The sequence below is a fragment of the Blautia luti genome, from assembly GCF_033096465.1.
Classification (GTDB): Bacteria; Bacillota; Clostridia; order Lachnospirales; family Lachnospiraceae; genus Blautia_A; species Blautia_A luti.
In genome coordinates this window covers 1,587,558-1,603,100 of sequence record NZ_AP028156.1, presented here as the reverse complement: position 1 = coordinate 1,603,100, position 15,543 = coordinate 1,587,558, and the positions used below count along the sequence as shown (strand labels likewise).

The window sequence follows — 15,543 nt, the reverse complement described above, 5'->3', positions numbered from 1 at the left end:
TACCGGATTTCCGGCATCATTGTTCTTTTTCTTCTCCATACTGGACGACCAGCTGTGATTCTTCATCCAAAGAAAACACCAGCCCCAGATCATCCCAGGACTGAAAATTCAGATAGCCGTTTCCGTCAATGGAGCTGTTGACCATCTTGTCATACACATCTGCTGCCACCTTTTCCATCGTACTGGAATAAGAGCCCTTCATCAGACCCAGTTCATCGTCCGACTCCATGACGAGATATCCACCCTCGGAAATATAGAATCCCTGAATGCCCGCCACCGTTGCATCCACGCACTGCTTATAGGTCAGCGTTGCAATCTTCCGGTTCGTGATTGCTGCCCGTGCCACGTTCAGGGTCAGGTTGAACATTCCCAGTACATCCCCATCATCAGAAAGAAGGTAAATGTCAATTGGAAAACGGCCATACACTTCCGTCATAAAAGAAGTGACGGTCAGAATGATCGTACCGGAATCCACAAACACAAGCTCCGGTCTGGATTCGCTGGAATACTGGAACACCGCTCCATCTGGCCTTGTACCCGAATAGCTGACGATGGTACCTTCCTGCACAACATATTCCACCGAATTCTGATATAGTCGGCATCTGACTTTTCGTGCCTGATTGTCAAACTGTTTGACCGGAATCTGCACCGGAATCAGATTTTCCGTGAAGGACAGTTCAATCTCCTGAAAGATCCTGACTGGTTTCGCTGTTGTCGCTGCCATCTCCTGTGCTTCCTGTGTCTGTGTTTCCACTATCTGTTTCCTCCTTACTACCATCGCTTTCGCCTCCTCCCTGCCTGGTGTTGTCCGGTTCTTCTGGCTCTACTGGTTTCTCTGGTTCTTTTGGGTCTTCTGGCTCATATCCAACAATCCGCCAGTTTTCTCCATCCCACAGCTTCAGCCGCAGATTCTTCTTATCGACCCACAATGCATCGTTCCCCGGCTCCTCTGGTGCGGTTTCCGATACTGGGATACTCGGCTGATACTTTTTATCCAGCTCTTTTTCGACGTCTTCCGACAGCTTCTTTGCCACGCTGTATCTCTCATCCAATTCCTTTTGCAGTGCTTCCGAGAGTGTCGTGACATTTCCATACCGTCTGTCCAATTCCTCAGACAGTTCTTTGGATAACTTCTTTGCAGTTTCATACCGCTGATCCAGCTGCTCTTGGAGTTCGGAAGAAAGCGCTGTTGCCGTCTTATACCGATCATCCAGTTCTTTCAGCAGTTCCTCGGAAAGCTCCGTAGCTTTCTTATAGCGGTCATCTAACTCCTTAAGGGTCTGTTCCAACAGGATTGCTGTTTTTACTGCTGTGTCATCGGATTCCCATCCGTAGCCCCACGTCTTACCGCCGTCTGTGGATACAAATAATCCAGCAGGGCTGTTCTTCCACGCAACTGTTGACTGTTTCAGGGATACAGCATTAAAAGCATACCGGATTGTATTGCCTTTGCTGTCCGTCTCATTCTTATAATGAAGGCCAAATAGTGCAGCCAAAAGCGCACCGTCATAAATGATAGAGGCGGTGATCCCACCGACCTGTTCCCCAACTGCAGTCTCCGCACGAACGGCAGTGTCGTAAGCAATAACAGCTGTATTTCGGATACTGTTGAGCGAACCTGTCAGGGAGGAATTCCGGCTGCTGACCGTGGAGTTTGAAAGCGTGATGCTGTTATAGCGTTCCAGCAGCGCGTCATACTCGGTTTCGGTTACTTTGGAGCTGACTTCGATACCAAGCTTTGAGATATACACATGGACCGTATCGCAAAGGGAGACACGCTCTGCTTCCACGATGTCCTCATACCCCGGCGTATTCCAGAGCTGTAAAAAGTCGATCTTGATGTCGATTTCCGGCTCCGTTAAGTCCGTGGTGTCGATATAGTTCTGTGCGTATTCCCGAAGTGCCGATTCGCTCGGCTTTTCCTGAAAATTGCTGGTACAGTCCAGCACGGTGATCTTCTGGTAGGGGATCGACCGTTTGCTTTGCAGCACCACCTTCTCCGGCAGCTCCATGACCGCCTGGGTTTCGTTGTCTACCCAGTACGGATGCACACCAGTGATCGTGTTCTCGATGGATTTTTCCATCCTGAAATCCGTCAGATTCTTGCCGTAGATGATGTGGACGTTATGGTCGGCACCTCTTGCCTTATGGAACCTGACCGTGTACCGGTCCCACTCGAATTCACCGCCAAAAACATCCAGAACTGACCCGGCCATACCTCCAAGGCAGTTTCGGAAGGAGGATGGAACTCCCAGCGTAAAGGTTGCACTGGATTCCACATCTGTCCAGACCTCAAATGGACAATCCGAAGCCGCATGGCTTTTCAGTCCCTGCATTGCCCCGACACATCCGGTCACTGAAAATGGTGATACCGTGATAAAGTTGAGCTGGTAGGAAATGTGCCGCGCCTGCACTTCCAACTTCCCATCGATTGGGGTCGTGATCTTATAGATGCGGAACGGCTGAGACTGCATGGTATCAGATGGCTTGGCAAGGATGATATTCCCCTCCTCCAGCATCTCTGCATGGATACCGTCCGCCGGGCAGATGAGCTTCAGCTCATAGCTTCCGTTTTTCTTTTCCGTCACGGTACAGGACTGTGCATCTGCCAGTTTTCCGATGCCGTTATGGTCAAATTTCATTTCTCTGGAATCATATAAACATGGGATCACTGGCTGCACCTCCCTCTTACAGCGTCCACCAGCGAGGAGTCACCTCCACCGCCGTGATACCGCCTGTCCATGTGATCTGTGTCTTTCCCTCCGGCAGTTCCGGGAAGTCATCCGAAAGGATGGTTTCATTGCAGAAGCCGGAAGCGTTGTAAGCGTTGTGCGTCTCACAGTTGAGCAGCACGTAGTCCTTGATGCTGTAGATGGTGATTTTCTCCTCACCCACATACAGCTCGCCACCCGAATCTCCGTAGACCTTGAAGATGGGCTGTGCTGGGAAAGCAAAAGGATTTTTGAGCGTTGCTCTACTCTCCAGCCGGATGCTCCTCTGCCCATCCACGCTCCACCGCTGGGGCTTACAGTTGAATGTCAGCCCCATCTCGGCGGCTTTCTGGGCAGTGACATCAAAGGCAAGGGCATCCTTGCAGACTGCCATCCGGAAGAAATCTGGATCATAGGTGTCCTGCAACTTCTGATATCCAATCGGAGATAACAGCCACGCCTTGACCGCTGCTGTCTTGGCTGGCAGACCGTTGAAGAAAAATGCCTTATACTTGATATCCACGTTCTGATATCTGCGTCTGCCTGTCCTCGCATTCTCGGTGATGATGTCCCCGTTCCTGCCGGGTACGGAGGTGCTCTCCACATCCGCAGCCGGGGAATCATACACACCGGGACCAGACAAATATAAAAGGAAGTCTTTGCTGGACTTCCCGGCAAAGGACAGATACTGTCTGGCGTATCTGCCTTTGAGCTGAAACTGTGATACTGTCTGCTTTGGGGTGTTATAGCCCATACACATCTACCTCCTTTATTTGAAGACCGAATCATCTTCGTGGATCATGCCGTTGATCTTATCGGCAACGGTCTGTGCCAGTTCATCATCGTTCCGGGCATTATAACCGTTAACTGTGATATACACACCGCCTAGGTTCGTCGTCCGGGTCGTACCGCCTCCGGCTAAAGCCGCCTGCGGGAAGTTCCAGCCAGAGCCATCGAAATGCGGCAGGGTCAGTTCCGGCAGGCTGAAGGAGCTGATGCCCTCCATACCCTGCTGTACTTTTTCTGCCATCGACCTGATCTGGCTGATCAGTCCACCCTCGCCTTTCTTGATGCCGCCAGTCAGCAGCTTCATGAAGTCTGGCATATAGGTGTCTGCATCAGACAACGGACCCTCGTCCGGCACCGAAAAGTGCAGGAACGAGCGGATGCCCTTTGCCACACTCTTGACCGCATTGCCGACCCAGCTCACACCCTTCTTGATGCCTCCTGCAATACCGCCAACGATATCCTTGCCCCAGCTGACTGCCGAGGAAGCTACATTCTTGATACCGCCCCAGATGGACGATGCCACGTTACCAATGGCAGAAGCTGCATTGGAAATACCGTTCTTAATGGCGTTTACTCCATTCGAGAATACCGAAGTGACCTTGTTCCAGATATTCGTGACTCCTTCCCGGAATCCATCGCAGTTTTTCCAGAGAGCGGTCAGTCCAAGACCGATGCCGCCAACGGCCGCCACTGCGATACCTGCAGGGCCCGCCAGACCAGCAAGTGCTGTGCCTGCGGATGCGAGGAAACCACCTGCGGAGCTTGCTACGCCTGCAAGAGCAGTACCCGCACCTGCCGCCAAACCAGATACGGTCGTACCGACAGAACCGAGCAAACCAGAAAGTGTTGTCCCGACTGTACCGGCAATACCACCCAGCGAAGAACCGATAGACGATACGATACCGGAAAGACTGCCGCCTAAGCCGCCGATCTTCGACACTACACCGGAAAGCAGCCCGCCCAGATTCGACAGGATTCCCCCACCGCTGGAACCAAGGCTTCCCAGCTTCGAGATGATGCCGGAGATTCCCTCTCCCAGACCACCCATTTTGGAGGTCAGCCCGGAAATCAGATTGCCAAACTTTGACACGATCTGTCCGCCATCTGCACTGCCGATCTTCGACAGGAAATTTCCGATGTTGGACAGCAGACCACCACCGTTCTCTGTACCGAGGACATTGCCGAGGTTCTGCATCGTATTTCCGAGATTTCCGATGGTGTTCTTCATGGAGCCGAGCTTGTCCACAAGACCCGTGACCGTATTGACTGTGTCACCAACCTTGCTGATGCCGTTGCCCAGGCTCTTTAGGAAATCCGAGTTGAAGGTATCGCCAAGGCTGCGGATCGCATTCCCAAGGGAACTGGTCTGAGAACTCAGCTCTCCAATGGAATCCTTCATATCCGCAAAACTCTGCTTCACTTCATCGCTTATACCGCCGACTGCGGTTTTGGTGATGCCCTGCAAGTCTGTCCAGAGCTGCTGGAACTGTGTCTTCAGCCCGGAAAGCCCGGACATCAGCTGGGACTGGATACCACTGCCCACATCCCTTGCCGCACTTCCGATACCGCTCTGGCTTCTCTTGATCGTGGTAGCAAAACTGCCGACCACAGAATCCATCCAGTCGCCCAGAGAATCCACCGGGGTTGTGAGGTTGCTGCTCATAGACCCGGCAAGCCCCTGTACGGCTTTCACCACCGACTTGACATTTTTCTTAATACCAGTTGCCAACAGCTTCATGAAGTCGGGCATATAGGTATCTGCATCGGACAGAGGTCCTTCATCTGGTACAGAGAAATGCAGCAGACTTCTGACCCTGCTTGCGACATTTTCTGCCGCCGCAATCACGGAACTGGCTGCTGCCCGGACACCTGCCGCCATCTGGGAACAGATATCTGCGCCCCAGCGGTATGCCGAAGAAGCAATCGAACCAAGCGAGTTAAAACTGCTCCTGATATTTGCAACACCGGAGGAAACCGTGCTGCGCAGGCTGGACATTGCCGAAGACACCGTGGACTTGATGCTGTTGAAGGCAGAGGTCGTGGTGGATTTCAGTGTGTTCCAGCCGCTTGTGACCGTACTGCGGACAGCCGTGACAGAAGAAGTCGTAAGAGACTTGATACTGTTCCACGCCGTCGTAATGACCGTCTTGATACCATTCCAGCTGGTGTTCGTCAGAGTTTTCACTGCGTTCCATGCGCTGGTCATGGAGGATTTTACAGAAGCGGTCGCCGAGGTGGTAAGGGATTTAATCCCGTTCCACGCTGTGGTAATGACCGTTTTAATACCGTTCCAGCTAGTCGTTGTCAGTGACTTCACGGCATTCCATGCACTGGTCATGGACGTTTTCACTGCTGCTGTCGCAGAGATCACATTGGATTTCACCGCCGAGAAGCTGTTCTGGATACTGAACTTGATGGTATTCCATGTGCTGGCGGTACTGGTCGTAATGGAACTCCATGCGGATCTCATCGCGGCACTTACACCTGCCGTTCCGGTTTTCACCGTCTGGCTGATGGTTGCCCAGCTCTTACTGTATGCCTGCTCCACTCCCCTCATGGAGTTGGTGATGGAGGTAGACAGCGTGGTGGACAGGTTTTCTGCCGCCGCAGTTACAAGACCGGTGTTGGTCGTGATGCCGTTTGCCAGACCCTGCATGAAGTCCGGCATCCAGCTTTCCATATCTGCCAACGGCCCTTCGTCCGGCACAGAAAAGTGCAGGAAGGAACGGATACGGTCTGCCACTCCCGATACGGCACTTGCCACATCCTGAATCCTCGACTGGATACCCGACACAATGTTGCCGATCATGTCAGAGCCCCACGAGAATGCCTGTCCAGCCAGACCCTTGATAAAGGAAACTGCACTGTTAAAGCCGTTCATGATGGTGGTCTTGATACCGGAGATCGTAGAGGAAATCCCGGATTTCATGGAGTTAAAAGCTGTGGTCGCCGCACTTTTGATGCTGTTACTGAGGGACGATACTGTGGATTTCATGGCATTCCAGCCGGAAGAAACCACCGATTTGATGCCATTTACCACACCGGAGATCTTGCTGCTGATGGCAGTCCAGATAGAAGAAACCGTGGACCGAATCGCAGAAAGGACAGTCGAAATGACCGTCTTGATCGCATTCCATGCCGTGCTCATCCGGGTCTGAATGCCAGTCAGCAGCGGAGACAGGAACGATACAATGGCATTCCATACCGTCGTCACTGCAGTCTGGATTGCTGTCAGCACCGTAGAGATAGCTGTCTGAATCGCTGACCAAACTGTAGAGAAAGTCGTCTGCAATCCAGTCAATATCTGAGTCACAAAAGCGACGATGGCGTTCCAGATGGAAGTGATCTTCGTCTGGATCGCGGTCAGTACTGCGCCGATCAGGATCTGGATCGCCTGCCAGATGGTCTCAAACAGATATTTGAACGCATCCAGCAGAGGTTTCATGGTGCTGTAGATGCCATTCCACACCGAAGTGATGGTGGTGCTGATGGTGTTCATGACCGTAGAGATTGCGGTCGAGATTGCCGTCCACACAGTTATCACTGTGGTATGGATCGTATTCAGCACGGAAGAAACTGCTGTAGAAATGGCAGTCCAGATGGTGCTGAAAGTCGTCTGGATACTCGTAAGGACAGTCGTAAAGAAGCTCGAAACTGCAGTGAACACAGTCGTTGCCACACTCTGGATAGCAGAAACTGTGTTTGAAAAGAAGCTGCTGATTCCACTCCACACGGTCTCGAAGAAGCTCTTGATACTGCCCCAGACCGTCTGCCAGTCCGTACCGAACAGACCAAGGAACACATCCAGTGCGCTCTTTAATGCGGTGAGCGTTGTGGAAAATACAGACTTCACACCTTCCCAGATGCTGGAGAAGATACCTTTCACCGCTTCCCATGCACCGCTCCAGTTGCCGGAGAACACATTGGAAAAGACATCAAACAGACCCAGTAAGGTATCCAGAACGATACCGAGGATGGTAGAAATATTCTGGAATGCGCCCTCAAACAGCGGTGCAAGCACCTGACAGAAGCCATCCCAGACTGTTTTCAGTACCTCAGTGACATCCTTAAAATCAAAGCCCAGCCCGTTGATCCGCTGTGTCAGCTGGTCACAGAAGCCTTTCACCTTGGAAACAATGTCGTTCCAGATGCCGGTAATGGCAGTACGGAACTCCTCGTTGGTGTTCCAGAGGTTCATAAAAACCGCCACCAGCGTACCGATGACCGCCACTACTGCTACGACCGGGCCGGACAGACCACCCAGAACCACACCCAGCTTGCTGAACACACCGCTGGCACTGCCCACATGGGTGATGAGAAGCCGGACACCCTTTGCAAGAGAACTGAATCCCCGCATCGCTGTGCCAACGGTCGATATGGTCTTACCCAGTACAATAAGCAGCGGACCAATGGATGCCGCCAGAAGCCCGATCTTGATGATCGTTTCCCTGGTACTTTCATCCATACTGTTGAGCTTGTCCACGAACTGTTGCACGGCAGATACGATCTTGCGGATGGTGGGCATCAGGATATCGCCAAAAGAAATAGCCAGCTCCTCCAGCTGAGATTTCAGGATGGTGAGCTGACCATTTAAATTGTCCTGCATGGTCTCTGCCATGCTCTCGGATGCGCCATCGCAGTTTTCAATGGCACCACGCAGTTTGTTGATGTCCGTCTCGCTGGAATTCATCAGGGCAAGGAAGCCGGACATGGCATTCTTGCCAACCAGTGCCTCTGCGTTGGCGGCCTTCTCAGATTCCGAAAGCCCTGAGAACGCCACACGGCAGTCCGCAAGGATGTCATTCAAGCTTCTCATGCTGCCATCTGCATTGCTGGTCGCAATCGTGACCTCTCCGATGTTTTTACCCACAAAGGTCACTTCACCGGAAAGGTTATTCATGATGGTACGAAGGGACGTACCAGCCTGCGAAGCCTTGATACCACTATTTGCCATCAGACCGATGGCTTCTGCGGTATCCTCTGCCGAGAACCCAAGCGCACCGGCGATAGGCGCACAGTACTTGAACGTCTCGCCCATCAAGCTGACGTTGGTATTCGCATTGGAGGAAGCGGCTGCAAGGATATCTGCAAAATGCCCGGAATCCGCAGCAGACAAACCAAAAGCTGTGAGGGCATCCGTGACGATATCCGAAGTCGTGGCGAGGTCTTCACCGGACGCCGCTGCGAGGTTCATGATACCCTCGATACCGCCTAGCATATCCCCCGTTTTCCATCCGGCCATGGCCATATATTCCATTGCCGAAGCTGCCTCAGATGCGGAGAACTTGGTCTTCGCACCCATCTCACGGGCTTTCGCACGAAGCTGGTCAAAGTCATTCCCTGTTGCACCGGAAATGGCAGAAACCTTGCTCATCTCGGAATCGAAGTCGGCTGCGGTCTTCACTGCGGCAGTGCCAAGACCCGTTACAGCGGCAGTCACCGGCAGGAACTTCTTACCGACATTCTCCACAGAAGACCCGATGTTCTGGAGCTTTTCTCCGGCTTCATCGATCTTGGCAAGGGTCGCATTCGTGGTCGCCGCCTGATCCTGTAAGGATCGCAGATTCTGTTCGGTCTCCACGATCTCACGCTGGAGGGCATCGTACTGCTGCTGGGTGATCTCACCGTTGGCAAGCTGCTCATTGGCCTGCTGTGCGGCAGTTTTCAGAGTTGCCAGCTTTTCCTTGGTGGCTTCAATGGCATCCTTGAGCATCTTCTGCTTCTGGACGACCAGCTCTGTATTAGAGGGGTCCAGTTTCAGGAGTTTATTGACATCCTTCAGTCCGGACTGCGTCCCCTTGATTGACTTGTTTACACTTTCCAGTGCTTTGGAGAGCTTTGTGGTATCGCCGCCGATCTCAACGGTGATGCCCTGGATTCTGGATGCCATTTGTGTAACCACCTCCTCGCAGGCATAAGAAAAGCCCATCTGCACAGGGCAGACAGGCGGAAAATAATCTGAAATTTACAATTCTGTCGTTGCTAAGCGGCAGAAAAAGAGCTATACTTAAATTGAGAAATTGTACTCAAAGGAGGTACGCTCTATGAGTGAATATAATATTGACATTGCCGATATGCAGTGCTGGGTTTTCCGCATGGCTCAGTCCAAGTGGAAAATGTCTCCCAGCGACTGTGCTGAACTGTTTAAGAAATACGACATTCTTGGATTTATTTCTGAATGCTATGACATCCTTCATCTAAACGGTTACGCCTGTGTTCTTCACGATGTTGAAACCTTGTTAAAGAATCGAGGTGTATCCGTATGATCGAATTGCAGGATGGGATGCTTCTGTACCACGGTAGCTACATTGGTATCCCGGCGATTGACCTGAATCGCTGCTTTGGTGGACTCGATTTTGGCCGAGGTTTTTATCTTACATCTTCCTACGAGCAAGCGTACAATTACGTTCAACTTTCGGTTAGGAAAGCGATGCGTATTGGTACAGTTCCAAAAGATTTCAACCCGGAAGACGGACAGATATCTGTTTACAAATTCCACTACGATCCCAACATATTAGCTTACTGTTTCCAAGGGGCCTCTGTTGAATGGCTTCATTTTGTAGCAGCAAACCGAAAAAAGGATTTGTTCCCACAACTTTTGAAAAAATACGGCACCATCGACATCATCGGTGGAAAAATTGCAGATGACCAAACAGCCCACACCTTACAGCAGTATATCGGTGGCGTTGACTTTGGTATCCCCGGCACACCGAAAGCAGACAAAATAGCTATTGAAAAACTTCTTCCCAATCGCCTAAAAGACCAATTCTGTTTTCGCACGCAGGACGCCGTTAATCATCTTGAATATATAAGGAGTGACCGCTATGGAGATGTCAAACTATAACTTCACAGATACGCAGAAAGAAAGCTGTGCTGTCAGTCTCATGCGCGATACGGTCAAAGAACTCGCTTTGCGTGATACTATTTCCTATGAAGATGCACTGTTACGCTTCACAAATTCAAAAGTATATGAAACACTTTTCGACTATGATACCGGAATTTGGAGAGAAAGCCCCGACTATCTTCTGAATCTCTATGACTATTGCAATTCTAAAAAGACTGCCTAAGTTTTCTTTCTACCTGACTAGCACTACTAAATCGGCTATACTTTCAGCAGCAATCAGGTTTCGGTAACCTTGCGAGGTCCGAGGCCGGGAAGATGACCTTTAGGCCACCTTCTTTCTCCCCCAGTTGTGCACGGCTGGGGGATTTTTTATACCTTACCGCCAGACGATTGTGCTTATTTCATTCACAATATAAGCACGGCCGTCTGGTTTTTGCTTTAGAACCGGTCGAAATCCTCCTGCGAGGCCAGCTCTTTGTAGGGATAGTCGTCATTCTGCCGTTCTGTGAACATATCATTGACCAACCCGATGGTCAGCAGGTCGAGGTCGGCGATGCTGATACCGAGCTGTACACAGCGCAGCAGAAAGAGCGGGGTGGTCATTTCCCGCTCACTTTTGCGAGGTTTTTTCTGGATTCTACCTCGGTCTGCACATTCAGACCCCACAGTTCGATCAGCTGAGGCAGGATCTGGTAGATGGAGAAGGTGTTGAACTGGTCCAGGAACTCCTCCGGGCTGTCCGGCACATTCGCGGGGTCAGCATGACGGGCCATCAGCCATGCCAGGTCCTCGAACATTTCCAGACTGAACAGGTCGAGGTTGGAATTATCCTCATCATTCTCTCCCACGCTCTTTTCCAGCTGGCGCAGATCCTTGTAGATGTCACGGCCGAACTTGATGCGGTACAGGCGAGGCACAGCGGCACTTGCCTTAAAGGTGACTTCCTTGCCATCGATCTCAATTTTCTTTGTAACTGCCATAATCGTAATCCTCCAAAATTTCATGTAAAATTGGCAGAGCCGAAGCCCTGCCGTATATCGTGTTTCTTACTCTGCCGGGTCAATGCTGACCAGTGCATTACCGCCGCTCACAGTGGGCAGCTTTCCATCCCACTTCTGAACCTTCTGGTAATCGATCAGCGTATCGGACAGGCTTTCTGCCAGTTTGCGGTTTGCCTCTGCCTGTGCATCTGCGGCAATGGAAGTCTTCTGGGCTTCCGCCTCTGCATTTGTGATTGCCACCTGCTTATCCGCTTCTGCCTTGGCAATGGCGGCTTCATTCTCAATCTTCTGTTTATCTGCGTTCTGCTGTGCAATGGACTTCTGTTGGATGGCTTCGTTATAGGCATCCTCAAAATTCATGTCGTTAATGACGACCTTGTTCACAAACACAACATCGTCGCCGTATTTCTGCACAAGAGACTCTGCCAGCTTCTGCTGTGCCAGAGGCTCGATCTTGGTGCGGTTGGTCACCTCATTGGGACCAAGTTCAGCCATCGCAGACTTGATTGCCGATGCCACCAACTCATCACCGACCAGATTCTTAATATCGGACACATTCGCATAGAGCCATGCACTCTTCTCAGGAAGCACCTGATAGGTCACGATGACATCAGCAGCATACACAGGGGTCTTGTCGGAGGCTTCGCCCCAGACCTGTGCTTCGATGTGCTTATCCTGCTGCTTGTTGTTGACCTTATGGATGCTCTGCACAAAGGGAATGCAGAAGTTAAGCTTGCCGCTCTGAATGGTGGTTTTCTGGATCTGACCGAAGCTGGTCTTCACGCCCGTGTAACCGGTGGGGATGATGTGGAACGAGCAGACAGCCAGCACCAGAACGATGATCACTGCGAACAAAGGAAAAATCTTCTTCATAATCGTATACCTCTTTATAGTAATGTAAGCAGAGCCGAAGCCCTGCGGTGTGTGTCGGTCACTTAACCCTGCGGCTCCTCGGTGTGACTGGTGTCTTCGGTGTCCACAGCTTCCGCCTGCGGCTCATAGACCGCATCGTACCACTTGTTATAGACATCATCGGTGGTGTTGGTACCGGTCTTTGCCTTGACATAACCGTTTGCCAGAGGGGTTGCCTGCAGGTTCAGGGTGTCCGTCTTGACTTCCTTGCTGTCCTCATTGGTCTCACCCTCAATGGACGGACGGCTTGCCACACAGTTGTACAGCACATGACGGATGTGACGCTGATCGCCATCGAACTCGAACAGGAAGGCGAAATGCTCCAGTTCCACATTGGCGTTCTCCGCAAGCACACCGTTGCCATCCAGTTCCTCGTGCATGATGTCCGTGAGGAAGCTCTCCGGGATCAGCGCGATCTCCAGATCACCCTCGTAGCCGGAGTTGTTATTCACGACATAGTAGGCGATATTGTCCGCATAGAACGGCTCGATCTCGCCATTAGCATCCATAGAAAGACTGACTGCACCGGGGATGCGGACCGGCTTTGCGTAAGTGACACTGCCATCTTCGTCAAAGGTTGTCTTTGCATAATGGCAGTTTTTCAGGCCAAATTTGACCTTATTGCTTTGCTTCGACATAGTGTTCCTCCCATAAAAATATCCTGCACAAGCATCACACAGTCAGCTCATACAGGACTTCATACATCTTCTCGGTTTCGATCCAGACCTCACTTTTCTCATAGTAGAGTTCGTGTGCGGTCAGGACTTCTTCAATATTTGCTTCCATATCCGGGTCTTTGTAATCGGTGTACACCTCGATGTCCAGCCGGTTGAAATGGTGGTACACAAGGTTATCTGCGCCGAAATTCTCGGCTTTCGGATACAGGAAGCAGATAAACGGTGGATCAGGACTCTCCCCTTCTGCGAAATGGTCATACGCATAAGGAAGCCCCATTTCCTCCACCAGAGCTTTTACTTCTTCGTGGGTCATTGGTTTCTCCTCACTTCAGTGCCTTTTCGATAAGGGACTGGAGCTGCTCGATACCGGCCTGTTCTGCCGGAGCAATATGGGGTCTTCCTGCCACACGACCGCCGCCGCGCTTGGCATGACCCTTTTCCAGCAGATGTGCCAGCTGGTAGCGGTTCTTGGAATGCACCACCATCTGAAGGCTCTGGCTGGATTCCGACTGTTTGGTCGCTACCCAGCTTTCCTTGTACCGCCCGGTTCTGGACGGTGCGCCGGACTGAATCTGCTCCTTGACGGTCTTGGCAGATTTACGGACAGCTTTCTTGACCTCGGTGGAGGCAAGGGTCGCATATTCTTTCAAGCCCTCATTGATGGCATCTGCCATTTCATCGATGCTGACGGTTCTGCTCATCCAGCTGCCTCCTCTCCAGTCTGCAATGAATCTTCAGGATATTCTTCTGATAGTTCATCGGGTCAACGGATTCGATATTGTAGAGCTGCTCTCGGAAGCGGATGCGGAAACCAGTGGAAGTCAATCCTCTGGTCTCACTGCACCAGCGAACCGTAAACACCACGCTCTTCTGTTCGGCTGTGACCTCACCCTCTTCTTCCTGCGCCTGATAGGTCGAAGCGTAGGCAAAGCAGGTGAAATATTTCTCCCATGTGTTCCGATGGTTTCCGACCTTATCGGTCACGACCGTGCTTTTCTCGATCGTGATCCGCTCATTCAGTTTCTCGATCATCAGAACACCCCCTCCCTCACAGCGAACAGAATAGAGCGAAGCGTCAGCATCAGCTGCTTATGGTCAGCTTCGTCCCGGTGCTCATAGAGATACCCCAGTGCATACAGAATCGCCACACGGCAAGTGCTGCGCAGGGCTTCCAGTTCCCTTGTAGGCTGTACCCCGTTCTCGGCATCCCAGTCAGCGGCGTTGACTGCCTCCCACTGGTCTTCCGATAAACGGCCCACGTCCTTGCACATCTGCTCCGCAGAAGATAAAAGGATGCCGATCAGGGCATCCTCATCGCTGCTGTCCACGCGGAGATAGGTCTTCGCTTCGTAAAGTGGGATCAGTGCCATAACCGGCTCCTCCTTTCCTGGCTTTCTTAGCCCTGCGGTGCCATCTGCAGAAGCTGTACGGCTTCCGGCAGGATCAGCTTGCCATCCACACGCTGGGTGGTCAGGAAACCGACCTGATCAGTACGGGCATACAGCTCGTTCAGACGGCGGAAGGTGCGGTTCTGGCGGTCAGCCACCCAGTAGTAGCTGTAATCGCCAAAAGCCATGACCTTGCTGCCACCCTTGATCTCCGGCATGAAAGCAGAAGTCTTCAGCGGACGGTTCAGCAGGGTATCAGGCTTGCCGATCTCCAGACCCGGCTTCCAGATATAGTTGCCGTTGTTGTCCTTGATGGTCATCAGCTGCAGCACCAGGGCTTCGTTGCAGAGGAACTGTGCCTTCTTGCGATACGGAGCCTTCAGTGCATAGTAGAGCTTGAAGATCTCATCGAAGGTAACGGCATCCTTCTTACCAGCGGTCACACCGACCTTAGCACCGCCAGTTTCCGCCAGCAGACCCAGAGGCTTGCCCACACCGTCACCGGTGATAAAGGCGCGCTCCTCTGCGTTGCCCATACGCACACCGAAACGGCGGGCAATATAGGTGGCGAGGTCGAAAGCAGAATCATTGAGCAGCTCGTTAGAGATCTTGATCATAGTGCCCAGCTTGTACGCTGACAGCATGGTCTGACCGAAAGTGGTATCGCTCTCCGGGATTTCCTCGCCCTCATCGATCCAGCTTGCCTCACCGGTATCCTCTGCGATAGGTATCTTGCGGGTGCCGGAGCTGGTGCGGATGACCGTTGCCATACCACGGAAGATGTTGTTCTCTTCCAGTGCTTCCACCAGCTTCTTCTCGAACTCATCGGGAACGGTAAAGCCGCCCTCGGTGTCCTCACCCACAGACAGGGCATTGCGGACCTCGCCATAATGGCCGCGGTTGCGGATCATGTTCCAGAAGTTCTCGGCATACTCGGCAGTGGCGGTCGGCTTGACATCCTTCTTGGCACCGTTCTTCGGGTCAGCGTGGACAGGACTGGAAGTCGGTGCGGACAGCTGTGCCTCGATCTGTGCCTGCTGCTCCAGACGCTCGATCTCTGCACCCAGGTCCTTGACCTCCTGTGCCATCTTGTTGTACTGCTCCACGGCCTCAGCCTTTACCAGACCGTTCTCGCCGCGGTTCTTCTCCAGAAAGTCCTTGGTCTGCTCCCAGAGAGTGTTGCGCTTGGTGCGCAGTTCCAGAATCTTACTCATAGTGTTT

The 15,543-nt window shown here is 52.1% G+C and carries 16 protein-coding genes; 3 read left to right on the top strand and 13 right to left on the bottom strand.

What is annotated here, in order from left to right:
* Positions 1-16: 16 nt before the first annotated feature.
* From R8695_RS07575 to R8695_RS07560, 4 genes are read right to left on the bottom strand one after another with little or no spacing between them, the layout of a single operon-like run.
* Entirely contained in the window at positions 17-754 is a 738-nt protein-coding gene (locus R8695_RS07575; protein ID WP_154779894.1) for a hypothetical protein, read from the bottom strand.
* The gene (locus R8695_RS07570; protein WP_154779895.1) at positions 678-2,672 is read right to left on the bottom strand and encodes a phage tail spike protein; all 1,995 of its coding nucleotides are present in this window, start codon (positions 2,670-2,672) and stop codon (positions 678-680) included. Before R8695_RS07570 ends, R8695_RS07575 begins: the two co-directional genes overlap by 77 nt.
* 16 nt (positions 2,673-2,688) lie before the next feature.
* Positions 2,689-3,465, bottom strand: a complete 777-nt coding sequence (locus tag R8695_RS07565; RefSeq protein ID WP_154779896.1) for a hypothetical protein — start codon at positions 3,463-3,465, stop codon at positions 2,689-2,691.
* A 15-nt stretch (positions 3,466-3,480) separates the two neighbouring features.
* Positions 3,481-9,390 carry a phage tail tape measure protein gene (locus R8695_RS07560; RefSeq protein WP_154779897.1) on the bottom strand — a complete coding sequence of 1,970 codons (5,910 nt, stop codon included), beginning with the start codon at positions 9,388-9,390 and terminating at the stop codon, positions 3,481-3,483.
* A gap of 154 nt (positions 9,391-9,544) precedes the next feature.
* On the opposite strand from R8695_RS07560, the gene R8695_RS07555 reads away from it, so the two are divergent.
* From R8695_RS07555 to R8695_RS07545, 3 genes are read left to right on the top strand one after another with little or no spacing between them, the layout of a single operon-like run.
* Positions 9,545-9,766, top strand: a complete 222-nt coding sequence (locus R8695_RS07555) for a DUF3791 domain-containing protein (RefSeq protein ID WP_118651174.1) — start codon at positions 9,545-9,547, stop codon at positions 9,764-9,766.
* On the top strand, positions 9,763-10,344 hold the full coding sequence (locus R8695_RS07550) for a DUF3990 domain-containing protein (RefSeq protein ID WP_118651176.1): 582 nt from the start codon (positions 9,763-9,765) through the stop codon (positions 10,342-10,344). Before R8695_RS07555 ends, R8695_RS07550 begins: the two co-directional genes overlap by 4 nt.
* Complete coding sequence (locus tag R8695_RS07545; RefSeq protein WP_118491909.1) at positions 10,325-10,567, top strand: hypothetical protein; 243 nt, start codon at positions 10,325-10,327, stop codon at positions 10,565-10,567. Before R8695_RS07550 ends, R8695_RS07545 begins: the two co-directional genes overlap by 20 nt.
* Positions 10,568-10,782: 215 nt before the next feature.
* Here the strand turns inward: R8695_RS07545 and R8695_RS07540 are convergent, their stop codons facing one another.
* The 9 genes from R8695_RS07540 to R8695_RS07500 all read right to left on the bottom strand — a co-directional run bounded on the left by R8695_RS07540 (position 10,783) and on the right by R8695_RS07500 (position 15,536).
* Positions 10,783-10,947 (bottom strand): hypothetical protein, encoded by a 165-nt coding sequence (locus R8695_RS07540; protein ID WP_167515453.1) that lies wholly within the window; start codon positions 10,945-10,947, stop codon positions 10,783-10,785.
* Entirely contained in the window at positions 10,944-11,324 is a 381-nt protein-coding gene (locus R8695_RS07535; protein ID WP_107000213.1) for a hypothetical protein, read from the bottom strand. Before R8695_RS07535 ends, R8695_RS07540 begins: the two co-directional genes overlap by 4 nt.
* Before the next feature lie 66 nt (positions 11,325-11,390).
* Complete coding sequence (locus tag R8695_RS07530; protein WP_154779898.1) at positions 11,391-12,218, bottom strand: SPFH domain-containing protein; 828 nt, start codon at positions 12,216-12,218, stop codon at positions 11,391-11,393.
* 62 nt (positions 12,219-12,280) lie between these two features.
* Entirely contained in the window at positions 12,281-12,895 is a 615-nt protein-coding gene (locus R8695_RS07525; RefSeq protein ID WP_154779899.1) for a major tail protein, read from the bottom strand.
* 34 nt (positions 12,896-12,929) lie between these two features.
* Positions 12,930-13,247, bottom strand: a complete 318-nt coding sequence (locus R8695_RS07520) for a hypothetical protein (protein WP_118578283.1) — start codon at positions 13,245-13,247, stop codon at positions 12,930-12,932.
* Between the two features lie 10 nt (positions 13,248-13,257).
* Complete coding sequence (locus R8695_RS07515; RefSeq protein WP_154779900.1) at positions 13,258-13,635, bottom strand: HK97 gp10 family phage protein; 378 nt, start codon at positions 13,633-13,635, stop codon at positions 13,258-13,260.
* A complete protein-coding gene (locus tag R8695_RS07510; protein ID WP_154779901.1) occupies positions 13,610-13,966 on the bottom strand; it encodes a phage head closure protein in 357 nt (118 codons plus the stop codon). Before R8695_RS07510 ends, R8695_RS07515 begins: the two co-directional genes overlap by 26 nt.
* Positions 13,966-14,304: a head-tail connector protein gene (locus R8695_RS07505; RefSeq protein ID WP_154779902.1), complete on the bottom strand. Its 339-nt coding sequence runs from the start codon at positions 14,302-14,304 to the stop codon at positions 13,966-13,968. Before R8695_RS07505 ends, R8695_RS07510 begins: the two co-directional genes overlap by 1 nt.
* Before the next feature lie 26 nt (positions 14,305-14,330).
* Positions 14,331-15,536, bottom strand: coding sequence for a phage major capsid protein (locus R8695_RS07500; protein ID WP_154779903.1), 1,206 nt, complete (start codon positions 15,534-15,536; stop codon positions 14,331-14,333).
* Between the last annotated feature and the right edge of the window lie 7 nt (positions 15,537-15,543).